The 23,764-nt window shown below is 48.5% G+C and carries 18 protein-coding genes; 3 read left to right on the forward strand and 15 right to left on the reverse strand.

Features of this window, described 5'->3' with window-relative positions:
• Positions 1-366 carry a hypothetical protein gene (locus tag AC58P7_RS29245; protein WP_497349345.1) on the forward strand — a complete coding sequence of 122 codons (366 nt, stop codon included), beginning with the start codon at positions 1-3 and terminating at the stop codon, positions 364-366.
• Here the strand turns inward: AC58P7_RS29245 and AC58P7_RS29250 are convergent.
• The 15 genes from AC58P7_RS29250 to AC58P7_RS29320 all read right to left on the reverse strand — a co-directional run bounded on the left by AC58P7_RS29250 (position 351) and on the right by AC58P7_RS29320 (position 21,378).
• Complete coding sequence (locus tag AC58P7_RS29250; protein ID WP_497349347.1) at positions 351-2,582, reverse strand: putative baseplate assembly protein; 2,232 nt, start codon at positions 2,580-2,582, stop codon at positions 351-353. The two genes, AC58P7_RS29245 and AC58P7_RS29250, sit on opposite strands and share 16 nt — an antisense overlap.
• 60 nt (positions 2,583-2,642) lie before the next feature.
• A complete protein-coding gene (locus AC58P7_RS29255; RefSeq protein ID WP_497349349.1) occupies positions 2,643-5,717 on the reverse strand; it encodes a baseplate J/gp47 family protein in 3,075 nt (1,024 codons plus the stop codon).
• Between the two features lie 49 nt (positions 5,718-5,766).
• Complete coding sequence (locus tag AC58P7_RS29260) at positions 5,767-6,168, reverse strand: GPW/gp25 family protein (RefSeq protein ID WP_497349351.1); 402 nt, start codon at positions 6,166-6,168, stop codon at positions 5,767-5,769.
• A 17-nt stretch (positions 6,169-6,185) separates the two neighbouring features.
• The gene (locus AC58P7_RS29265; protein WP_497349353.1) at positions 6,186-6,911 is read right to left on the reverse strand and encodes a phage baseplate assembly protein V; all 726 of its coding nucleotides are present in this window, start codon (positions 6,909-6,911) and stop codon (positions 6,186-6,188) included.
• Positions 6,911-7,999 carry a phage late control D family protein gene (locus tag AC58P7_RS29270; protein WP_497349355.1) on the reverse strand — a complete coding sequence of 363 codons (1,089 nt, stop codon included), beginning with the start codon at positions 7,997-7,999 and terminating at the stop codon, positions 6,911-6,913. The genes AC58P7_RS29265 and AC58P7_RS29270 overlap by 1 nt, the downstream gene beginning before the upstream one ends.
• Positions 8,000-8,003: 4 nt before the next feature.
• Entirely contained in the window at positions 8,004-8,630 is a 627-nt protein-coding gene (locus tag AC58P7_RS29275) for a CIS tube protein (RefSeq protein WP_497349357.1), read from the reverse strand.
• A 30-nt stretch (positions 8,631-8,660) separates the two neighbouring features.
• Positions 8,661-14,045 carry a hypothetical protein gene (locus AC58P7_RS29280; protein ID WP_497349359.1) on the reverse strand — a complete coding sequence of 1,795 codons (5,385 nt, stop codon included), beginning with the start codon at positions 14,043-14,045 and terminating at the stop codon, positions 8,661-8,663.
• Positions 14,046-14,075: 30 nt separating this feature from the next.
• Complete coding sequence (locus tag AC58P7_RS29285; protein ID WP_497349361.1) at positions 14,076-14,525, reverse strand: phage tail protein; 450 nt, start codon at positions 14,523-14,525, stop codon at positions 14,076-14,078.
• 17 nt (positions 14,526-14,542) lie between these two features.
• Positions 14,543-14,725 (reverse strand): DUF6760 family protein, encoded by a 183-nt coding sequence (locus AC58P7_RS29290; RefSeq protein WP_497349377.1) that lies wholly within the window; start codon positions 14,723-14,725, stop codon positions 14,543-14,545.
• A gap of 11 nt (positions 14,726-14,736) precedes the next feature.
• On the reverse strand, positions 14,737-15,108 hold the full coding sequence (locus AC58P7_RS29295; protein WP_065858362.1) for a hypothetical protein: 372 nt from the start codon (positions 15,106-15,108) through the stop codon (positions 14,737-14,739).
• Positions 15,109-15,209: 101 nt separating this feature from the next.
• Entirely contained in the window at positions 15,210-15,644 is a 435-nt protein-coding gene (locus AC58P7_RS29300) for a phage tail protein (RefSeq protein ID WP_056612231.1), read from the reverse strand.
• Positions 15,645-15,685: 41 nt separating this feature from the next.
• Positions 15,686-17,419, reverse strand: coding sequence for a phage tail sheath family protein (locus AC58P7_RS29305; RefSeq protein ID WP_497349363.1), 1,734 nt, complete (start codon positions 17,417-17,419; stop codon positions 15,686-15,688).
• 126 nt (positions 17,420-17,545) lie between these two features.
• A complete protein-coding gene (locus AC58P7_RS29310) occupies positions 17,546-18,352 on the reverse strand; it encodes a beta-sandwich domain-containing protein (RefSeq protein WP_497349365.1) in 807 nt (268 codons plus the stop codon).
• A gap of 12 nt (positions 18,353-18,364) precedes the next feature.
• The gene (locus AC58P7_RS29315) at positions 18,365-18,943 is read right to left on the reverse strand and encodes a Pvc16 family protein (protein ID WP_497349367.1); all 579 of its coding nucleotides are present in this window, start codon (positions 18,941-18,943) and stop codon (positions 18,365-18,367) included.
• Between the two features lie 227 nt (positions 18,944-19,170).
• Complete coding sequence (locus tag AC58P7_RS29320) at positions 19,171-21,378, reverse strand: ATP-binding protein (protein ID WP_497349369.1); 2,208 nt, start codon at positions 21,376-21,378, stop codon at positions 19,171-19,173.
• 157 nt (positions 21,379-21,535) lie between these two features.
• On the opposite strand from AC58P7_RS29320, the gene AC58P7_RS29325 reads away from it, so the two are divergent.
• Both AC58P7_RS29325 and AC58P7_RS29330 read left to right on the forward strand, forming a co-directional pair.
• A complete protein-coding gene (locus AC58P7_RS29325) occupies positions 21,536-22,648 on the forward strand; it encodes a GGDEF domain-containing protein (protein ID WP_497349371.1) in 1,113 nt (370 codons plus the stop codon).
• Between the two features lie 322 nt (positions 22,649-22,970).
• Positions 22,971-23,618 carry an SOS response-associated peptidase gene (locus AC58P7_RS29330; protein WP_497349373.1) on the forward strand — a complete coding sequence of 216 codons (648 nt, stop codon included), beginning with the start codon at positions 22,971-22,973 and terminating at the stop codon, positions 23,616-23,618.
• Positions 23,619-23,764: the final 146 nt, after the last annotated feature.

The following is a 23,764-nucleotide window of genomic DNA, read 5'->3' on the forward strand; positions in this document are numbered from 1 at the left end:
TTGTTTAGTGAAAAAAACGTTGGTCCATCCTGCATCGTTCGTCACCTCGTTTCTGTCATGCTTACATCTACTACTACGCTATTTGTACCGCCGTCCGCAATCATGCCATTCCTCTCCCACGCCGAGTTAAGGAACGTCAGTACGCTAATCGCTGCAAAAACCGCCTATACAATGCTGATGCGGAACGTAGGTACGCTATTTGCGCTCAAAAGTGCGTTTTTACTCGCTTTTGTAGGCAATAAGGTACTGACGTTCCCCAACTCCGCAAAATCAGGCGAAAACAAAGAAATAGCGGATCTACGTTCCCTTACGTGGGACCACAACTTTCACATCTCGCTTACAAATCTCGCCTATAAATCCGTCTGACTGATCGTTTCTACCTCATGATCGCCCGAATACACCAACGCATAAGGCGGGATATGAATATCCCCAGCGCCATCTTTGTGGAAACCCGTACCTTCCGCATCCAGCCAAATGTCCTGGACATATACGACACCTTTAATTCGGGAAATAACCCCGTAGATATCTCCCTTGTACACCGTCCGGCCAAAACGCCAACCCTCCGCTCCCTGCCCATGATCCATCGGCTGAAGCAGGCTTTTGAGCTCGAGTGCGATGCGCCGCTGCTCGTTTTTGTACTTCGGCTCCATCACCACCACTGCGTGCACGGTGATCTTGATATACTCCGCTGGAATCACATGCAGCTCCGTGGTCAATAGACGATGCCGATCCAAATGCAGCTTGATCGTCTGCAGGAAGCCCTTACCCGCCTTCGGCTTGTCGCTCTCGCTGTAAGGCACAACCACAACGGTCATCTGCGCCGGCGCAGATACCCTCGGGAAGTCCCGCATCCCCGGCTTATACAGCGGGATCGCCTTCACTCGTGCGACGCGGAGGCCCGGCGCCGATTTCGCGATCGCCTCGTAGTCCTCGGCGGTCACCGCGCGCGTCGGCGCAGCCAACTCGCGCTGAACACGCAGCTTCGCTTGCGCGAGCGTCTCCGCTTCGAGCCCGCCCCGCGCCGGGAACGGATTCGTCACGCTCACGCCCGGCGAAGCCGTGAAACCCGTCACGAGGCCGTCCTTCACGTTGCCTCGTACGCCGCCGCCCGCCTGCAAGGCCAGGAACCGAATGTTCGGTTCCCCGGACTTGCGCGGCACCATCCCCGCTTCGTTATTCCCGAAGCGGATCGTGCCTGCAACAGCGTCGTAGACGTAGTGCCGGTCGGTTGACTTCGAGTTATCGAAGTCATCCACGGCCGTCCAGTCGTCCCAGACGACGCTGTCTTCGCCACGCGGACGGTACCCAACCTGCAGCAGCATGCTGCTGGGTTTATACATGCGTCCGCGACTGATCTCAAAGGTCTGCCCAGGCAGACCTTTGCTGCCTCCCACATACCGGCTGTAGTCAAACTCAGCCGTGTAGGCAATAAGCCGCACTCGCTGCGCGCCTTGCGGCGGGATACTGCCGTGCTCCCCGTCGCCGAAGCGAAGACGGGTGATTCGGCGGGCTGAATCCTGCTGCAGCTCGCAGCAAAGATCTGTAGGTCCGCAAGTACTCAGATCAGCGACAGCGTGCCAGTCGCGCCAACGCCCTTGCTCATCCTTCACCTGGATCGTGTGCAGGCCGTTATAAGCAAGATAAGAGCTAACCTCGAAGCTCTGTCCTGGCTCACCCGAGGAGCTAAAACCCGTCACCTCACTAAACGTTTCCTGCTCCACAGCCTTCACTGTATTGAGCGTGATCTTTTCCATTTTGGGAGACAGCTCATAACCGTCCTCCACCAGTGTACAGCAGATCCAGTACCTGCTGCGGTCATCCGCAGGATACAGGGACATCGGCTTCATTTCCGAGGCAATACTGAACTTGAGCTCACCGCTTTGTGATAAATGAACCGTCGTATCGCTCTGCGGCTCAATCGGCAGCCAGCTCTCTTGCCCGTCGGAACCCACACCAGCAAACGTCCATGCTACCTTTGCTGATGAAATCATCGGCGCCATCTTCTCTGCCTGATGACTGACCGTCACGGGATATCGGTCAAATAAGTTGAAATAAAGAGAAATTCCCGTGTTCACAGGCAACGCATCGTTAAAACCGAGATACAAATGCGCCCCCTTGCGGGCTTCTGCGCCAAAGGCATAGTACGCAATTTTCGCCTGATTGTTCGAGGTATAATCGGCAGCAGCCGTTTCTGTACGAACAAGCACTTTCTCCAAAGCAGCAGGAACTAGCTGCACCGTCCCCTGCGTTTCAAACCGCAGATCCATCGCTGACAGCGGTGTCCCCTTGGGGAGCACAAGCTGCTGCTTGACGTCAGTAAATGTCACTTCACAAGCCGCGGAAACTGCGTCGCGTGGACGAATCCCCAGCAGTTTCAGAAACTTGCGCTCACTGCGCTCCGTCACCCGATTTAAATAATACTGCTGCATCTCGGTCATCCATGACATGAGTTCCAGCAACGTAATCCCCGGGTCATGCTCATTCTCATCTGTCCATTCTGGAAACAGCTTTGGAATCGACTTCCGCGCCTCCATTACCATCTGTTCGAACATTCGGTCATCTAAATTTGGAATTGGCAGCACTTGTGCTCACCTCCTTAAATTTTTCGTGAGAAAACTGGCTTCGTAAGCATCAGCTTTTTCTCAAAGTACGTTCACAACTACCTTGTGCTTTCCGCTCACAATGATGCTATGCGGCAGCGAAGGCAGACGATTCACATCCAGCTCTATGCGCTCGCCATCTTCAATTTTGTAGACGGTCATGTAAAGCTTCTCGACATGGCTAATCGCCCGAATTGACTTCAACAACGCATAAAAGACGGAAGGATGGATCTGCCCACCAATGGCCCAGCCTTTATTATCAAAATTACCGGTTAATGGATCAAGGAATCGATTTAACTTCTCTAAAGCCTGGATTTCCGTGAGGACGACTGCTTCCATCCCCTCAACAGCAACAACTGCGGAAACGGAAATTTCCATATACACCGGCTCAATGACTTGCAAGCGCTCAGGAAAAGCGACAAGACTTGAGGCACGCCCCAGAATGAATCGCTCGACTTGCTTTTTCAGCTCTGGGAACGTTGAACTGCCTTGCTGCCCTTCTTTTGGCAAAATAACGAGCGTCATCGCTCCAATTTCTTTGTGCATATACGCATTCCGATTCGGAATACATGTCACCTTCGCAATATTCGGGTAAGCTTCTCTTGCCAGCCACTCGTAGTCTTTGGCCGAAACAGCTCGGTTACGATGCTTCAACAGCTCTGGCCCTCGCGCTAGCGCAGACGCCAACTTCTCCGCTTGGCAGCCGCCAGATGCGGGCTCTGGGTTATAAACCTCTCCAACGAAAGCAATGGAATCCTGCATTTGGTTGATTTGACGAGGGGGCACATTGCCGATTTGACCCATTGTCACCTGGTAGGTTACCTTCAATTGCTCCAGTCCGCCCTTCGGCGGGTGCATCCCATGAACACCGTCCCCTACGCGTATGCGTCCGAAAGTATGATCAATGAGATAATGCCGATCTCGGTTACCGGATAGGGTCAAGTCACGAACGGCTGTCCAACGAACCCACACCTGCAGCACGTTACCTTCCGAATCGCGACGAATATCCATCAGCGGTGTTCCGGATTGCTCGTATTCCGAGATTTCCTCTTCGGTTACGAACTCGGTCTCATCCACCCAGACTTCCTCCGATACGATCCCATGTCTACTCAACTGGTATTCCGTTTCTTTCAGTCCTTTGACGTCGGGAACTTCACCGATAATGGTCTCCTGCTGGAGGACATGAACCGTATTCATATACACGCCCTGAATGGTTGGAATCTGTACACGATCCGTCACATCATCATAAATATCATCCCGATTCGTAGCTCGAATCCAGTAGCCATTCTGCCCGAATAGAGAGGCTGCCGCAAAATCAGATGGACCGACGAACTGCACGGTTCCGCTTTGCGTCAAGCCATTCGTTTCGTCGATGACCTTGAGTGCGACCCACTCCGAAGAAGTGCCAGGGATCAATCCCGCACGTAAATACTCCCATTCCAGTAGAGGAACGTCATGTTCCGAGAATCGCTGTTGTTTTACAGAAACGAAGATCGAAATTGGTCCTTTCACTGGCGGCGTATCAAATGAGAAACATAACGCTGGATGGTTACCTTCCAAAGGCTGGAAGGGCTCGAACCCGCCAGCCAATTGACGGCTATGCTTTGTCCGCTCCTCGTAGACTGTGTTATTGAAAGCTAAGCAGCGTTCCGCTTGGTAAAGTCGATCCTCATACTGATATGTTAGCGATACTTCGTCTATCCAAGGTGATAAATACAATGCCTGGGCAATATACGCATTTTCGATATGTAAGATCCGCGCTCGAATCCAGCGATTCTCATTTCCATTCACATAGGTAGCCTGAAGATCAGTTGGACAGCGGAATTGGACTTCCTTGCGCACCTTTTGTTCCAAGGGGTAGTAGAATAGCTTCTCAGCATCCTTGCCCACATCGAGCCTCACCCACGTAGTGCCATTCCAATATTCCCAAGCTACCTGAAGGACGGTTACATGGACAACCGGCGCCTTATCGAACTTGTTCTTCTTCATGACCATTTTCCAGTCAATGGGATCGGACTGTTCTGCCCCAAAACGATTCTCAATCGCTTGCAGCCCGAAGCTTAGCTTAATATCACCATCGGTTTTCGTAAATACTTCCTGACTGCCAATATAAAAGGAGCCATAGAGGGCGAATTGATCACCAAATGGATAGAATCCAGACGGATCTGCATCAATATCATTGTAAAACATCTGATCCGGCTGGACACCACCCGTTCCGAGCGTATCCACATAGTCTGTTTTGAATGAGATATGATCCATCGAAAGTCGACTGTCGGCGAGCGTTTTGCGACCCGATACGTGTGGCTTCAATCGACATTGAATCCAGCGACCGTTCATGCCATTAACTTCTTTGAGAGCAAACTCTTCACGAATACTTTTGAGCAAAATTACACGATTACCTTTCGCCTCTACATGATCGAACGTTTTCCAACCATCCGCTGTCGCGTATAACCATTCGGTAAGCTCAGGGTCTGCCAGCGTACTTGCCATCGCAAACTCCTCAAAGTGTCTCGTCGAGTTACGGAATTCGATCTCAATCTGTGCCGGATTAATTACGGTAAGAAGTGAGCTGTGCTCCAAATACAGGGCATGCTCCTGTAAATTGTCGCCATCCTGCAAACGGAACAACTTCTTCGGTGCCGCATAGCCTTGACGACTTGCGACTAAGAACTCATCTGCGATCCGGACAATGATATCCTGCTTACGACTCGTCACATAAATGCTCGTAAGTACGGCTGGCGTCAACAACGCACTGCGTGCCGTTTCATAAAGAATCGTATCGGCTTCCACAGCAGCGGCAATTTGTGTGCCTGTCGAAATCCACACAGATTCTTTCGTCCCTTCGTTCAGTACGAATGTCAGGTAACTGCTAGCTGGCCTAGCTGGAAGCAGCGTGACATCGAACATATTCAGAAACGAGATCAGGTTTTTCGTTGGTACGCGATTTAATCGTTTAATATTGTCATGAAACATATCAGCGAACATCAAGAATAACGCAGAACCTGGATCAGGGTTCTCAGGGGTAAAACGCCACTCCGGCGTATAATACGGCGCCATTTCCTTCATTTGCGCGATCAAATCGGGTATGTCTCTGGAATCAATTTTGGGAGGTTGCACAGCTCCACCTCCTCTCTGCACGTATCGTCATCGCTTCCGCAGCCTCTTTCTATTTCGAGCCTTCAAATAAATAAAACGGATAAACCTGGTTAAACAAGTTGTTGGTTGTACGCACTTGATAGGCAATGTGAATCATAACTTTAGCGGGGTCATCCGCTTCCGGGATGGCTTTCACTTCAACCTCGTGAACCCGTGGTTCCCAGTTTCGAATGGCTTCCTCAATATTGCTTTGAAGCAAGTGAAGGGACGTATCATCCGTTAAGCCGAAAATAAATTCCTGAACACCGCATCCAAAAGAAGGGCGCATCACGCGCTCTCCCTGCGTCGTACCCAGAATTACACGAATCGCTTCTGCGATGTCTTCCTCATACTCGGACATTCGGATTCTTCCTGTTGCAGGATCAACCTGAATCGGGAATTTCCAGCCACGTCCCAAAAATGCTTCCGACATCTCGCCACGCCCTTTCGCTAATTGATTTTGACCATACTTCCTTTAATGTTGATAATGCCATCTGACTTCAGATCTAAGGTGGCTCCTGCCTTCAAAGCCATCGTTGCAGAAGCTTCTATGTTAATTTGTGTGGATTTGATTTTAATTTCTTTCGTGCTTTCAATGCCGACCTCGCCTTTGGCGTTCAAGGTGATCTTCGAGGTTTGACTGACAACCGAAATTTCATTGGCCGAACCGCCCTTGATCAGAATCTTATTGTTCCCACTGGAATCAGAAATCGAAATGCTTTGATCTTTGTCCTTGAGTTCAATAATTTGGCCTTTTTTCGTCTTCAACGTGATGCTTTCGTCTCCGCTTTTATCATTGAAGGAAAGCTCATGACCTGAGCGTGTCTTAATCATACGCAAATCATTTTTCTCAGCGGGTGTCGGCGGCATATTTTTCGGATTCCAAAGCATCCCAATCACGAAAGGCATCCGCAGCTCCCCTAAATGGAAAGCAACCAACACCTCATCTCCCACCTCCGGGATAAAAAGACTACCCATTTCTTTACCGCCCATTAACGTCGCGATCCGGACCCAATCCGTCTCTGTTTCCGTCTCTTGCATCGGAAGCTTGAGCTTCACTCGTCCCATTTTATCGGGATCGGTGTTATTCGTTACAACAGCAACCATGACACCGCCAATTTTCTGACTGGCAAAATCGGAGATGCCTCCAATTGTAATATCGGGAGTTTTGAACATTAGACCGCATTCCCTCCCAGCAGAAACCGAGTTGTATAGCCTTCATCATCAAAAATGTGGGTTGCCCCCGTAATATAATACGGCTGGTCGAATGTCTTGCCTACGCCACTGAGCTTGATATAGCGCCCGGCGCGAATCTCTGGAATGCCAATGCATTCCCCGCTGCCGCTAACCAGCTTCATCGCTCGACGATTTAGTATGGCATCCGCATAGCTTTTCGCCTCTTCTACGGAAGCTACATTCGTATACATATGCTCGACAAAATCACCCTTGGAGGCCAATATATCCTTACCCGTCTTGCTGTTGGAACCCAGCTTCGTCACGCTAGCTGACTTCCCTTCGATCACTTTCAGCTCTTTATTATCCCAAGCCCGAACGGTTACGCCCGTAATTTGCTCGGCTAAGTTATGATCAATCATTAAGCTGCGGAGCGTTTTCCCCATTTCCAGCGTCATCACAGCCGTCATCGCCGTGAGTGGCTTGCGGAAATATAAGTTCTTTCCTACAACAAAGAAATCATAGTTGACCAAGTTCGCTAAATTTTGAATGAAGTGATAGTCATTAATCTGACTCTGTGAAAGTGCTGGGAATTCTGTCGTCGTGGCATCGACATGCGTTTTGAAGCCATACGTTTTGGCGATTTCCTCCACAATGTCGCTATATTTCTTTTTATTCCAAGAACGAGACTTCGTCCCCTTCATCATCAGATAAGAAATGTCCATCCCGCGTACCACGAGGCCAGGAGCACCGTCTTCTGGAAAATCCACAACGACGGACGTAATTTGGCCCGTAAAGACAGCGGTAAATTTGTCTACATAACCTAAACCGATATCAATGGCTTTACCTAATGAGAAGGTAGTTAGCCATTGGAATTCATTTTTCGTAATATCGTACGCGTTCGCTACGCGAAAGGAGAAGGAGTCAGCGGTTCCATCAATCGATGTCTCCACACGCAAATTATCCAGTGCTATATCATCCGATAGCTTCGTGCCATCCACTTTAATGTCATAGTAAGGGGCATAAAAATCACCGTATTTTTTGGCCAATTCGTCAAAGGTAAATGAGCTCGTATCTAGATCTAAGGCCATGGGCTTAATCCAACCTCGGAACTGAAATGCGGCGTCCCGTGGCGACTTTCATTGGATTATCGATCCCATTCGCTTTGGCGATTTCGCGCCATAGGGTTGGATCTTCGTACTCATTAGCAGCAATCGTCCACAGCTGATCCCCTTGATTCAGCATCTTCAATTTGGTCCTATCCGCCGAATGGCGAGGGATTTGCTTCAGCTGATCTTTCTTGCTAAGCGTGGATTTAAACGTTACTTTGAGCTTGGCGCGAACCGGAACTCCCGTATCCAGAAACATCGTGAAATGCTGATTCACATTGACAACGACTCCCTTGAAATCCAAGGAACCCCAGACAAATCGGCAAAGCGGCGGTGCATGGATCTCCTTTTCGACATCGAGGAGACCTGAAATCTTCTTCGTTAGCAGTCGAACGTCCGTCCCTTTTTCATAGGTGTCAAAATAAAAATCCATCGTGAGAGACGTCGTCCCCCCGCTCACAAACTGAGCGATTGGCATGGACAGACCCGGCACTGTTTTCCAAGAATAGCTATTGCCGGTGTCGATTGTATACTCACCCGGATTGAACATCACTTGCACATTTTCTGTTTTGCTGCCTTTGTGAACAATAATCATTGCTTTCTTGAGCGCCATGGGTTTCCGTCCTCTCTGCCAAAAAAATGATTATACGCCGCGTCGTTGTCGCTCGAACTTCATCTTTTTCTCAATTTCGCGGTATACTTTATCCGCAATTTTGGCGATGTCTAGCTGCGGGAGCTGCTTGATCAGCTCTTGCAGCTGCTCTTCACTTAACTCGGGCGGTACCTGTTCAACAGGCGCTGCTGGTGCTTGTTCTTGATCAGCGCTCACTTTGGTGCGCAGCCAATCCATATCCACCGGTGCATTCGCGAGTTGGCTAGTTGGTGCTTGTTTATGCTCCAGCATGCCGACTGGTGAGGCAAGATGCTCTTGCCTTGCGGATTGTGGTGACTGGCCGATGGTTGGAGATTGCGCACGGGATTGCATGGTCGCGCTTGACTGCAGGGGCACGCTTATTGCTGGCGTGCCTTGATGGGTCACGCCTATCATTGGCGGCTGCGTGCGGGACTGCATGGGCACGCTCATACTTGGCGTGCCTTGGTGTGCTTCGGCGTTGCCCTGGGGGCCGCCGCCGGCTCTGACTTGCCGCTGCACCTGCGTGGGCAGCGACTTGGTTACTGCAGCAGCAGCCCAGCCTTGGCTGCTGCTGTTGGTTATGCTGGCGCTGCGCTGCACGCCAGCTGTTGATGCGGCGGCTCTACCGGAGGCAGCCGCCTGGATCAGACTGCCCGCCCCGCGGGTGGGCAGTCTGTGTTCCGCTGCGGCAGGCGAAGCCGCAGCCATGCCCGCAGGAGCAGCGCGAAGCGCTCCTGCGCTGCTCGCCAGCAGCGGCATGACACGCGGTGTCAGGCTCGCGTTCTGGCGAGCCCTTGGCGCGCGTGCGGAGCGCGTGCCGGTGGCAACTGCGGTCCGCGAAGCGGCCGCAGGCTCTAGGGCTTGTGCGCGCTCTTCTACCTGCGCGCTCACCATGGCTCTGATGGTTTGCTCCGCCGAATCCACTCGGAAGCGTGCCGCTTCCGAGTGGTTCTCCGAACCACGTACTTCCCGCATGGGCTCGCGCTCACTACCATCGACGACTGCTCGTCTCTGGAGATGTTCGGCTTGCGCCCCAGACCAAGTTGCAACATTACGTTGTAACGTATCCTGACCATCGCTTCTTTTTATAGAACCTTGCCTGATATCACCAACAGAAGCTCTATTGATCAATTGCTTTATTCGCGACTCACTTGCTCGTTGGAGCATCTGACCGTTAATTAGATCAGCAGTTTGCCTAGCCTGAGCAGTATTCTCTGTGCTTACCGCACGTTGCGTGAAACGTCTAGACTCTGACTCGCTTGCTTTTCCAATTTGTCTAGCTGACTCACTTATAAAAGCTTGTCTCGTATTCATACTAATCTCGTGGCCAGACGACCGTTGCACGAGATTTCTTCGCACTAATTCACCCGTTGTACTACGCTGTCCATCGGTATCTGCTTGATTAGCTTGTCTTACCTGAATACCGTTCGCTATGCCTAATGACCGTTGAACGAGTTTTCCTTGCTCTATACTCCTTATACTTCTAAGCTGCTGAGCACTCTCAATTCGACTAGTCTGTCTCGATTGCCTACTATTCTCTAAATCAGATGACCGTTGCATAAGTTCCCCATGCACAACCTCTCTTGCTGGTTGCTTATACTGGGAGTTCTCATCCTCAGCAATTCGGTTCACCTGCATCTGATTTGCACGTACTAGAGTCTGTTGATCTACTTCTCCTGACACTGACTCACGCGCTTGTCCAGTGCTTTCAGAGCTTCTGCTCTGCCTGTCGTTCTCTCTATCAACTGAGTATTGCTCCTGACTCCTTGGCTCAGCCACACTTGCCGATCCAAGTGTTTGAGCTTGATCAGCTCCATTAGCTCTTCTTGTTAGTGTGCCATCCTCTACTCGCCCTGCACGGAGTGTTAGCTGCCCTCTCATCCATGAACTAGTCGGACGAGATGCCGGGTTACTCCCCTCACTTATCGCTGCAGATGGTTGAGATTGGGAGCTAAGCGATGGTTGTCGTGATATGAACTGTCCTAAGTCAATCTTGCGCTGGATACTGGCTTGCTGCTCTCTCACCCGATTAACACGCGATGGACTTCCAGCTCTCCCAACCATTTCCAGAGACGATCGGCTAGCTGACTTATCAAGACCTACGCTAGTTGTCGAATCCGTTATTCTGCTACTTGAAGGATCATTCCCACTCATTCTTACTTCGCTTAAACCGACATGACTGTTCGCCCAAGGTTCTTTCGATCGATCTGCTGAAACTTGCCTGATTCCATCGTGAACTGAATTAGCTGGTTGGCGTACCCTGCGTTGAAGCAGCAAGGGTCCATCCTTCGTGTATTTACTTGAATTCACGTAGGTCATGCTGCTTTGCGCCGCCTTAGCTGCAATCTCAGCAGCTAAAGTTTGTTTGACTGACATCTCTTGGGAACTCGAACTTATGTTATCTTCAGAGAGCCCAGGCCGTTGTTGACCTACACTCCTGTTATTACTTGCTTCAGATGAACGTAAAGCTGTTCGTAACAGACGCACAACTTCTCGGCTTTCTGGACTTGTTTGCTTCGCTGAACTTGGAAGCAAGATTCCTATGGAGCGAATGCTTGCGTCTGCAATTTTAGTTGCAATCTCTGAAGCTAACACAACAGCAGGTTGCTTGCCCTTCCACGCTGACATTTTGCTTTGAAGCTGATCTTCTTGCGTTGCCTGTTGTAGTCTGTTGTTATCTTCTTGTCTTCCTTGCGCAGCGGTTGAATGAGAGAATTCATCCCCCTTCACCATAGGCACATTCTGATTTGCTCTTTGAGCAATTCTTTCTGATAACCCTTGCTCCGCCGGTTGCGCAAGAATACTCCCGCTATCCATCGCTGGCTTCCCTAATTGACGATGCAACCGATCACTGCCACGCTGCTCAATCCCATTTGAAGCTTTACTTGTGCTCATTGGAGCTATTGCATCTCTTCTTATGCTTGGATCATTAAGTTTGTTATTAGATCTAGCTAATACATCTCTACTTAGATCAGGTTTTATAAGGTTATTTGATAGATGGGAAGAAGCCTGAATATGTGCGACCCGCAAACCATCTTTGCTAACGCTATTTGTACTCCTAATGAAAGAATCTTTAGAAGAGTGTTGTCTTTGTATGGTAACGAGCTGCTGTAGCCAGCTCTCATTGCTTTGAATTTTCTGGACCGTTGAGCTTCTATTCTCCATTACAGCAGGCTTTCTATACACCTTATTTGGATAAGCTGTCACAGCCACAATACGTTGTGAAGCTGCCGTTTCCTGCTCAGGGACTGGAACAGTCTCAGGCTCGGATATCATCTTCTCATTTGATTTCTCTTGGGGAAGACTAGGTAAGCTTTCTGTTGAGCGAGTGACGGTTTCATTTGTCGTTTCTTTGCTCTCCTGGATGAGCCCACTATTTTTGCGTGGTCTTCCTCTTTTCCGCTTAACTGGTTGTTCGATTGACGGCAGAATCGCGGATTCTGACAAACCAACATCGTGCTCTTTCTGTACCTGTTGCTCTTCTTGTTGCACTTGCTGCTCTTGTTGTAATCCTAGTTCATACCTATTTTGCGTTTCTTGTTGCTCTTGTAGTTCTTGCTGATTGTGTCTAACTTGTCTTTGCTGCCGATCTTGTTCTTCCTGTTCTGGTGTTTGCCAAGTAGTGAGCATCTGCTCATTCACTTGCGAAGTCATTGCTTGACCTTCCAATTGTTGGTGCACTTGTCGTTGCGACTGTCGCTCTTTTAGTTCCTCTTGTAATTCCTCTTGTTGTATCCGTTGCTGCTCAATCAGCTGCGACTTACCTGACTCAACCTCAGATGCCTGTAACTGTAGTTCATCACGTTCTTGTTGCAGTCTTTGGACAACTTCCGTCATTCCTGCGCCTTGCACTTGCTGCAAATGGGAAGAGTGCTGTGGTTGAGCAGTTTCTTCTTGCCCGTTCATCTTAAGCCAAACCCTAGTCGTACTCGAATCAAATTCCCTAATCCCATTACGACTAGAACTAGTCGATCTCGCCGTCGCATGCATGGATCTAGGTAAACGCGAGGTTAAGCTTGCAGCATTAATCGCCATTGGGTGTTGACTGGATGAAAGGAACCCTTTCGCAATGGAAGCCTTACTTTTGCTTGCGGGTGTTGACTCTTCACTCTGATCTTGGCCAGCGGGTGCTTGCTTACTTGCTTGTGCATCCTGCCCTTCAACATGTTTGAGTAATAAGCTGCGGATAAATCGCACTGTACTCGGGGACGATTCTTCCGAAAAAGGACCCTCTCCCAGCTTCAAAGGTTTCCTAAATTGGACTGTCTGATGATCTGTAAAGCTCGCTCTTGGCACCTCAGGATTACTCATGTTCAGTGAAGCTTGTTGCGACTTCCCTCTGTGACTCATTTGCGTTTGCGTTACCTCTTGCAAGATGAGCTTAGCCACATTCAAAAGAGAAGGGTTTGCCGGTAGTTTGGTCTGACCAGATAAACCGGTACCAATTTGCCTATCCTCGCTCCGCCCCAAACTCAGCTTACCTGCTTGGAATTGCTCTAACCAAACGGAAGTGCTTTGAATGGCATCAACATGCTGAGCAACACTAATATGATTCGCCTTAACTGTCGTAGTTCCGTCACCCTTACTCTGATGAGTTGGACTCAGGCTGCTTCCGTCACGCAAAGCTTGTTTATATAATAAATGTAATGTTTTCTGCCTAATATTCGTTGTATGACCTGTATGTTGAACGCCATTCACCATTGGGCTCGGTTGATTCATCTTGCTGCTTGTAGAATGAGCTAACATACCTATCGAAGCAACAAGCTGCCTCATCGAACGCCCCATAATCGGTGAGTTTCGTTTGTTAACGACGTTAATTCCTGCTTGTATAGACTTAACTTCATGATCTTTAGCGACATGAACATTCTCATGTGGAGGCAGGAGTTGACTGGCTAATTCCTTGTCTTTCTTGCTTTTACGTCCCCTCTTCTTCTTGGCTGGCTTATCAGCAGATGCTGGCACCAGTTCCGAGGACACACGTTTTTCTTCTGTATGACTTTCATCTAAAAGGACTTGCTTGGGCAGACGATATCCGCTTTGTGTCACTAGCTTTTGAATTTGTTCAATCGTGTGCTGCTTAGTTATCAAAGGCGCCGATTCTGGATGCTTCAAGCTTTGCAGCTGTAACTGCAATTGTAGGACCCATGCCCGATCACTCGGGTTCTGGATAGATGCTAATTCTTTATCCGTCAGCAATCCCCTGCCCTTAAAAATAAGGGCAAACATCCCTAAATAGTTGTTTCGATCGAATCCATACTTCCCCATAATGCCAGAAGCAAATTGCTTCGCTTGACGAGAAGTCTGACCGACAGTTGAATTGCGCTTACCTTCTGCAAAGCGTAACGAACCCTTTTTCTTCTTCCCACGGGGTTTATGCGATTGTCGAGAGTTCATGAACAATCCCCCTAAAAGTTTTCGTTCTACTTATTTCTTAAAAATCGTCTTCAACCCCGCATGCACCAGCTCGATCGACTCGATCGCGACATTCGCACTGCTCGCATTGAGATCCGGCCCGTTCCATTTCACTGGAAATGCACTCGTAAACTCCCAACGACACATCTCTTTACCTTCAGCGTTGTACAAAAGAATAGAGCCATTCTTACGACTAATTTTGCCTTGGACAGCATTATTGTACCAATCCCACAGCTCACTGGAATTGCTGATGCCTCTTTTGAGCACAATGTTCGGGTACTTCGTATGTTGAACCATGTAGTGTGGATGGGTGTTCAAGCCACCTTCCCAATACGGCTTGACTTCGATCTCCGACTTCATGCCCGTAACCTCGGAAAAACCTCCGACGATCAGCCCATCAAGCTCGACTAGAAACCGAAAATTGCCGCCTACATTATGCAGTTTGGATGGTTTAGTTGCCATTGTTTGTTACTCACCTCTTACCGAAACACATCAAACGGATTGTCTGGCTGTTTTTTACCATCTTCGTTCAAATTGCGGTTGATGCGGGAAATTTCCTCACACCACGTGCGGCGTTCACGGTGTTCCATGGACATAATTTCATCATGTGACCAATGAAAATAGTAAGCGATGAAGCCTACTTCCTCATATATTTTGTCTATGGGATAGCCCGTTACGCCATCTCGTCCAAAAAAGACACATCCACATCAAACTCGTGCTCACATTTTGGGCAGCTCGTATGAACCGTTGGCACGTCCATTTCGTTAATTTGACGGTAAAAGTTTTGCAAGAAAGCGAGATCTGCTGTGAAGAACTTCTCAACTACCCGTGTATCTATCGCACGTAAGTCTCCTAAATTCGTAATGACACGTGTAAGTAAGATGATCGTTAAATAGCCTGGGTTTTGCTGAACACGTTGGTCACGCATCGGTAAAATTTCATCCGCAGCTGTCGCTAGACGCATGACACCTCTTTTGTGCAGTGTACCATTGTCATCCACGTACCCTCTAGGAAGTTCAAATTCATATTCTGTTTTGAAAGCCATGTTGTCGGTTCCTCCTTAAGTTCTAATCCAGTTTGGCGCCTAAGAAAAAAGAAGAGTTAGGAACCGGAGGTATTCGCTCCGGCACCTACTCTAACCTTGTATTATTTCGTACGTGTCATACCTTCATGAGCAAGTTCTAAGCTCTCGATGGCAACTTCGTTCCCAGTCCCTTTGAAGCTCGGTGCTGAGTACTTGGATGGCCATGCTTCGATAACCTGCCAAGTCGCTACATCTCCGCCCTCTTCGTTGATCGCGATGATCGTGACCGTTTTGCGTGAGATTTTGCCTTGAATGGACTCTGACATCCAGTTGTACATATCCATGGAGTCTGTAACTCCCCATTTCAATGAGATGTTACCGTATTTCGCAAGTCCCGGAAGCTTCCGAGGCGTAATAGTTTCGTTTCCTTCGCGGTATTCAATTACCGAAAGGGAAGCATCAAATCCAGAAATTTCGCTGAATCCAGCTTGCTGAATACCTTCAACTTCAATTCTAAATCTAAAATTGCGGTATGGATCCCTACGTTCGCCAGCCATAGTATACCCCTTTCCTAATATGTGTAATGTCTAACGTTAGACTATTCTTCTCTTGTTTTCTGCGTAATGCGGAAGATGACGAACTCGGCAGGTTTCACCGGAGCAACCCCGATTACACAGATGAGTCGACCATTATCGATGTCATCCTGTGTCATTGTGCTGCGGCCAATATTGATGTAGAACGCTTCAGAAGGACTTCCGCCCATCAAAGCACCATCTCTCCACACCCGCGTTAAGAACGCATCAATGGTCCGCTGTACACGTGCCCAAAGCTGTTCGTCATTCGGTTCGAAGACAACCCAGTTCGTGCCGTTCTTGATGGACTCTTCGATAAAGATGAACAAACGTCTTACGTTCACATATTTCCATAAACCGTTCGACGATGTTGTACGAGCCCCCCATACACGAATACCTTGTCCAGCAAAATGACGGATCAAGTTAACGCCTTGTGGGTTCAGAATATCTTGCTCGCCTTTGTTATATTGGCAATCTAGGCCAACTGCACCGCGAACGACTTCATTCGCTGGGGCTTTTTGAACGCCGCGCGTTTGGTCGGAACGGGAGTAAATACCAATGACAGAGCCAGATGGCGGTATGTAAATATTGCGTTTATCTAATGGATCAAACACTTGCAACCATGGGTTGTACATCGCTGCGTAGGAGCTGTCAAAGATGTTCCGGTGTGTCATAACATCCGCTACCTTTGTTTTCTCGCGTGGAATATCGAGAACCGCGAAGCGGCTGCCCAAGTTCTCACAGTGCGCTACAAGGGATAATTGAACCGTTGGCTCAGTTACACCTGGAATCGCAATGATGGACACAACATCGTTATCGATGAAGGACTGAATCCCTGTACGTTTACCAGGTCCACGGTCAACACCCATGTAGATGTCAGGCGTTACTTGTGCGATGGAACCGTTGCTGCCACCGGACAATGCGATTTGGAATTTACCAGTTGTTTCGTTCTCACCGGAAAGCACCTCGAAAGGAGCGATTGCGCCAAGATCTTGACCCTCTGTCAAATCCTTCACCGTAATAATGTTCGAGCGGGAAACGATTTTCTCAATGTGATTCGCTGCCGTGATGTTCAGGGATACCTTCTCATACGTTTCAGCTTCGTCACCATAGAAAACGTGAAGTGTAAATTCGCTTGTCGTCAATACTTTAGCTGGAAGTAATCCGCTATCGACAACATCGCCATCAAGTGCTTCAGACAGCTCGATGATGTTATCTTGGGAAGCTACTACTTTGCTGTATTGTTTCACGCCTGCTGCTTCAAAAGCAACAACATCGCCAACGTTAAAGCCAGCGTTGTTTTTCACGCGATATTGTGTTTCGCTTAGCACTTCATAGATTTGCGTCTTAGCTTTGCTAGCTGGCAGGGCAACGATACGAACTTGGTTCCCCCATGTTCCTGGGTTCTTGGAAGCAATCTCTAGAATTGCTGATTCTTTATTCGATGCCCCTTTGTTTGTTGCTACTTTCGCGTCAGTTGGCGCTACACGCATAACGAAACAGCGAGAACCTCCATTTAAGTAGAAATGCTCTACCGCATAGGAAAGGAAACGATATTCGCCGAATTCATTCTCGGACAAGTAGCTGCCGAATAAACGGTGGAAATCAGCTACGCTCGTAACCAGTTGAGGGACACCTTCAATTTCCCCTCTTTGCGCAAGCCCTATAAACCCGGCCGTACTTGTGCTTGCACCCTCAAGCGGTTGTGCTCCGCTGTCAAACTCTTCCACATAGACTCCAGGTGATAAATAGTCAGCCATTGTTCCCCAGTTCTGTCAGATGGCACTGCTTACATAAAAATATAGCCACAGACATGAAACCAGTTCTCTCCTTTCTGCTTGTCATTTTTGTATAGAAGATGGACGTGTCCATTCTACTAATTAGGGTCACGCTAGACGTATCGTGCCAAGATTGGTGGTTGTTCCTTCTGCTATTGCAATTTCCTTGATTACATGCTCGCTATCCGCCCCGTACCTAATGACCAATTCGGCCTGAAAACTCGGAATCCGATTGCCTCTAAAAGCAATAACAGCTTCTCCGCGTTCCGTACTGCGGGTTTCTTGTACAGGCAGCAGCATGGCACCTCGCGTAAACGATTTGGTTAATGGATTCGCGAGTCGAAACCGCTTCTGATGTTCCAGCACTTCGGAAATTCGGATGACCTCTTCCGACGCTTTAGAACCTCTTCCGCGAATCAAATAAGCATCTCCAGCCACAATGCCTCCTGTGAATGAACCTAATGTCATTTCAAGATGGCCCTTGTCGGCTTGATCAACCATTAAGCGCGCGCGTGCGCAGTCCTCCGTTAACACGGTCGACTGTAGGTGAGCATCACGAATCGGAGCTCCAGATGATGCATGCTGAAGCATGACTCGAATCAGCCCTGCTCCCTGGGAAAAAGGATAAGAAGGTAACGGTTTCATTTGAACAAATTCAATAAAATTATGCGTTCCAACCGTGATGTTCGTTTGTTCCTGAAAATAATACTCGCTCTGTACCGATAACCGGTAATCGCCTGGGGGTAAATCGTTGAATATATAGGAACCATTCGATTTGCGAATCGCTTTCGAACGGGTACCTTCTAGGTGTACTGTGGTCGTGTTGCCGAGAGGAGCTTGTGAGGTGAGTGCGTCAATCACGCACACAACCAGGGAAACGCGGGATTTCAATTGTGTTATACGAATCTGATCCACAAAGGAATCCTCCTAACCTTGAATACGAAAATCGGTTTCCGAAACCCTTTTAGTTGTTTTGATGCGGGTAGAGTCAATATGTACAGGACCAACGGTATAAGCGACTGAAAGTCTGTAAGGGGTGTCTGAGAAATTCCACATATTCATGAGGCTTTCGCCTTTAAAAGGATCCATGACGATGCGAACTTCTTCATCTTGCTCGGCTAACGTACCTACGGTCATCGAACCTCGAAGAACAGAATGATCGTAGAATACTTGCATCGCTCTGCCTAGAATCCGATGCTCATCCAATGCTCGGGATGAAAGCTCAGCCGGTGATTGCACGGTAACTATGTAACTTAGATCGACAACCATTGGAGGAAACTGAATCTCGTTCGTCCCTCTAGCAATCATATGGGTTTGACGATTATTGCCGCTTTCGCGAACGTTGTACAGATAGAGAGATAAGTAGAAATCTCCTTTATCGACCGGTGATGCGAGCCCTATCATTTCCGGTTGTGGGATAGGGTCTGGAGTCATGTTTTCTCTCAGAAGCTTGATTAAAGATGCACTTACATCAGCGATGACAGAATAATTACCTATGGGTGTCACTTCCTGCCTCAAATTACCTATAAATCATGTAAAAAGGGTGCTTAAAATGTCACATTGTGTATCTTTTTCTATTATAAATGTAAACCGTCAGGTTGACTATAGGGATTCTGTTATTTATTTATGTTATTATCCCAATATTTGGGGCTATTCGACTGAAAAATGGTGAATACAGCTGACAAAAAAGGCAAGCTCATACTTGGTGTGAACCTGCCTTTTTGCCTACTAATCTAGTAATCTTCCCACTCCTGTCGAGCGAGAATTTTGCCTGATTTCTGCAGCTCATGTCGAATCGATTTGATAATATGCTGCATTCTGATGGGTTCGCCGGATTCTGCTGCCAAAAACGCCGAAGAAAGGACGACGTTCTTGATGTTACCGCCAGCAATCTCGTAACGCTGTGCGAGATATTTGAAATCAACATCATCGCTAAGCGGCGCTGCGGGTGGAAACATAGACTGCCAAATTTTCTCACGGTACTCACTATCCGGAAACGGGAATTTAATAACATAATTGATCCGCCGTAGAAAGGCCTCATCAATATTATTTAGTAGATTGGTAGCGAGCACGGTGATACCTTGATACTCCTCCATTTTCTGGAGCAGATAGGCCGTCTCAATGTTCGCGTATTTATCGTGTGAGTCCTTCACTTCAGAACGCTTTCCGAACAACGCATCGGTTTCGTCGAAGAACAGCACCGCATTACTTAACTGCGCCTCCTCGAAGATCTCATGGAGGTTCTTCTCCGTTTCACCGATGTATTTGCTGATCACCTGTGAAAGGTCAACCTTATACAGCTCAAGCTGCAAATCGCCGGCTACGACCTGCGCAGACATCGTCTTCCCTGTGCCCGGCGGGCCTGCGAAGAGCATGCTGAGCCCCTTGCCGTAGGCCAGCTTCTTCTCGAACCCCCATTCTCTGTAGACGACTCCGCGATACTTCACTTGATTGCATGCGTTGCGGAGCTGCTCCTTCTGCTCGGGCGGGAGGATCACGTCCCCCCACCCGTAGCGAGGCTCAATCCGCGTCGCTTTGCGCTCCAGCTTGTGCTGCACCTGCTGGTAGCACGCCTTATACAGCGCGTCGCTCCGCAGCGCCCCCGGAGAGAGAGCGCCATCCTTGGCAGGCGCCCCCTGCCAAGCCGAGTACCCGCGCGCGAGCGAGAGCGCGCGTCGTATTTGCCCTGGGGTGAAGCGGAATTTCCCGCTCATCACCCGATAGTCCATATCCGCAGAGGCGCCAAGTTCCTGCGCGAATGCCTGCCAAAGGCGCTCGCGCCCGCCTTCGTCCGGCACGGCAAGTTCATGCTCAAGGAGCAGCCGCTCCTTGGGCTTCCAGCTTAGCCGGTTGAACCGCCCGGCTAACAGAAAGACCATGCCGCCGTAACCGTCGAGCAGCTCGTGAAAGCGCCCGAGCCGCTGCTGTGCGGCAAGATCCGGCTCATCGGGGTAAAGCACCTCCAGCCGTGTGAAGCACAGCATGGCTTGGTGGAGAATCGCTTCGCGCACGATGATGCTAATCTGATCTTCAAAGTTTGCCGCATGCAGCTGCACATCAGCAAGATCCACTAGCAGTAACGGCTTGTTGAAGGAGCGGCTTACATGCTTGACCTGCAGCTTTTTCCCCGCACCCGCATTCCCCCATAGATGGAAAGCAAGTCTTTTGCGTTCAGCCACTGGTGCTTCATGGACATCTGCGATAAATCCTCTCAACCGCTGGTGGAAATCTTCCTGAACAAGCAATGGCGATAGCTCGTCATCTGGGTAGAAGATCTCTACGGCTGGCTTTAAATTCGGATCTAGCTCACCCGAATCCAATAAGAAGGTCACAATCCGTTTGTCCAGTTGCAACGGTCTGGATAAAAGCGTCTGGCCATTGACCTGTTGGGTGTCTGAATATAGAACATAGCGAGCTAGTCTGCCTTCCGGCGCCATGAAGGTCGTTCGCGCTGCCCGCATGTCTCCCGGGGTTTGACAGGCAATTTGCAGCGCTAAGCTAATATTGGGCATTTTGCTGGTGAGATCATCAAGTAAGAACCCGAAAATCCGCTCATATTTCCGATCCAATTCCACAGCAAGCCCCAGCATGACGAAACGCTCCTCAATGGTTGAGAAACCAAAAACGGAAGATAGATAGGCTAGAGGCAGAAATACGCCTGATTTACGGCTTTCTTCCCGCCGAAATGCGATAGCAGCATCTAGCTGCCCTATCATTTCCCACGTCTCATGCTCATCATCATCTAGCTCTTCTTCGCCGCTTACCCCGTCAATCAGACGCAGAAATTCGTCCTCGGATACAAACATGCCGCGAAACGAATCCGTTTGCGGATCCGGCGTAAGCTTTTGACGACGCTTGTAGAGCAGCTCCAGTTTTTTATCTAATAATTGAAGCTCGTCCTTGTAATGTTCCCATGCATGTACGTATCCTTGAGCTGTCATAGGCCTCCCCAATGACTCTATATATTTTTTTCATAACTAATCATCGATTAACTACACGAATAACTTGCCTAAACAGGGGGTTATTCTTTACAATATCAGGATAAGGCACAAAACGTATTGACACCTACTGCCCTGAAAGGAAAGTGGCCACCTTTTGATGGAACAATTTCCAGCACATGATCCGACTTGGAATCGAAAACTCATTCAAATGTTATGGTGGATCCTCATCATTTATGAAGTAGCTGCTGCGTTTGCTCTATTCTTTGAAATCAAAGAGCAGCCGACGAATTGGTTACATGATTTTATGCAATTTCAACTTGTTCCCACTTTATTGCAGCTTGCTCTCATGGGCTCAGGCTATTTGGCGGTACACTACTTAAAGGCCTACAGTGATTTTATCATGATCATATGGACCATGACCATGGTTAGTATATTCATCCTTTGTATTCCTGAGATGACACACAGTTACGAGCTAATCAGTATGCCTATTTTGCTGGCCTCGTTATATTTTCATAAGAAATATGTTATTTTCGCTTATAGTCTAGGTATCGCTTTATTAATGGTTTTACTACTTATCCAAATGTATAGAGGGCAAACGACTAGCCCTTACGAAATCATCGTATCCCTTACAATCCTAACTTCGACAACGCTGCTTTGTTTTGCCATTATGGGTCGAGGGCTTTACCTGCTAACTCAGCTCAAGAATTCAGTTGTACGCGAGCAAGATCTGATGATTCGCAACGTCATGATAGACCGTCTTTCCAAAGTAGATGCGCTTACCGAGCTCTTTAATCACCGTTCTTTTCAAGAGCATACGGACCACCTTATTTCGCATATGCCCCATGATACACCTTTGGATCTTGCGCTGATGGACATCGATAACTTCAAGCTTATTAATGACAATTACGGTCACTGGGTCGGCGATGTTGTTCTCAAAACCATTGGTTCTCTTCTCAAAGAGGTGCTTGGCCCAGATGATATGTCTTTTCGTTATGGCGGTGAGGAGTTTGCTGTTCTGTTCGTGGGGAAATCACAACAAGATGTGATAGCTATTTGCGAAACAATTATGGAATCAACACGCGCTACTGTCATTCCTGAAATGCCCGGCCAGAAGCTTACGATGAGTATAGGACTCGCGACCTACAATCGAAATACGATGAAAAAAGCATGGTTTCAGCTTGTCGACGAGTGCTTGTACACTGCCAAACGCAACGGCAAAAACTGCATCCACGTTCATGCTGCAGACATTCAGGTGCCTATTGTTGAATAACTTACATTACCAGGAGCGACGTGCTTCTGGTTTTTTTGTTGTTATTAGGCCGAATAGATGGCTCACGTGGAAAAAAGTGTTATCTTCCATACATGAATTGGTTGCATTAGGAAAATAATGAGAAGAACCACTATCGAGGCCATTCGAAGATGAGCGACCGCTACTCTCCCCCACAAAGTGACGCTAACCTTCGAAGCAAAGTCCTATTACTTTGTGGGGACCCCGGGAGGGTAGGTTTTATCGCCAATAAGCAAGCGGTTTTCGCAAGCCGAAAACTTAGAGCTTACTTATGTGGTAACCAAAATCAAATGAGGTGATAATCATGTGTCATTCTATAGCCATTCTGGCTGATGTTCACGAGGTCATGAAGCAATTCCGCATCGATCGGCTCTTATCCTATAGTTCCAATCGCTATGAGGTGCGCCCTACAGAATCCGTATCTGCTGTGATGATTAATCGCAAGGGCGAGCGCCTGTTGGATGAGTTCCGTTGGGGGCTGATGCCTTTCTGGGCCAAAGATGCTGTGTGTGGCGAGCGCAACTCTATTTTCTCCAACATTGTGTTCGAGCGCATTGTCAAAAAGCAACGCTGTGTAATCCCCTGCAGCAGCTTCTATGTGGGGATGACGGAGGGCAAGGAGACAGAGTGGATTCGTTTCAAAATGCGGAGCGGCACGTTCGGCATTGCTGGGCTGTACGACATCTGGCAGGCCCCTTCTGGCGAAGAAGAGCTGCGTACGTGCATGATGCTTATGACGGAATCGAATTCCGTCGTCTCTCCGTACCATGCGAGTATGCCGGCCATTCTTGACGAGGAACAAATGGAGAAGTGGCTGCAGCCTGATCAAAAGGATAGCCGTCTGTTGAGATCCTATCTGCAACCGATCGATGAGATGCGAATGGTCGCTAATATTCTTACATCCCCGGCTGAGAAGCTGGAGATGGGTTCCGATGTGAGTATTTTTGTATGAGTAGAATACGGTAAAAAAAGAGGACTTGCGACTTATGAACTGTAACCCGTTTCGTAGACATTTTAATAAAAAGAACTAAGCAGCAAGGAGATGGTCCCTGAACTGGTCAGGGGTCATCTTTTTTAATGTCCACTGATATCTTGATG

It is taken from the genome of Paenibacillus sp. J22FR5 (assembly GCF_059691975.1).

Coding starts and splice junctions, on each gene's coding strand:
- AC58P7_RS29260 (WP_497349351.1), bottom strand. CDS start 6,168: ATGTCGGAAGCATTTTTGGGACGTGGCTGGAAATTCCCGATTCAGGTT.
- AC58P7_RS29265 (WP_497349353.1), bottom strand. CDS start 6,911: ATGTTCAAAACTCCCGATATTACAATTGGAGGCATCTCCGATTTTGCC.
- AC58P7_RS29270 (WP_497349355.1), bottom strand. CDS start 7,999: ATGGCCTTAGATCTAGATACGAGCTCATTTACCTTTGACGAATTGGCC.
- AC58P7_RS29275 (WP_497349357.1), bottom strand. CDS start 8,630: ATGGCGCTCAAGAAAGCAATGATTATTGTTCACAAAGGCAGCAAAACA.
- AC58P7_RS29280 (WP_497349359.1), bottom strand. CDS start 14,045: ATGAACTCTCGACAATCGCATAAACCCCGTGGGAAGAAGAAAAAGGGT.
- AC58P7_RS29285 (WP_497349361.1), bottom strand. CDS start 14,525: ATGGCAACTAAACCATCCAAACTGCATAATGTAGGCGGCAATTTTCGG.
- AC58P7_RS29295 (WP_065858362.1), bottom strand. CDS start 15,108: ATGGCTTTCAAAACAGAATATGAATTTGAACTTCCTAGAGGGTACGTG.
- AC58P7_RS29300 (WP_056612231.1), bottom strand. CDS start 15,644: ATGGCTGGCGAACGTAGGGATCCATACCGCAATTTTAGATTTAGAATT.
- AC58P7_RS29305 (WP_497349363.1), bottom strand. CDS start 17,419: ATGGCTGACTATTTATCACCTGGAGTCTATGTGGAAGAGTTTGACAGC.
- AC58P7_RS29320 (WP_497349369.1), bottom strand. CDS start 21,378: ATGACAGCTCAAGGATACGTACATGCATGGGAACATTACAAGGACGAG.
- AC58P7_RS29325 (WP_497349371.1), top strand. CDS start 21,536: ATGGAACAATTTCCAGCACATGATCCGACTTGGAATCGAAAACTCATT.
- AC58P7_RS29330 (WP_497349373.1), top strand. CDS start 22,971: ATGTGTCATTCTATAGCCATTCTGGCTGATGTTCACGAGGTCATGAAG.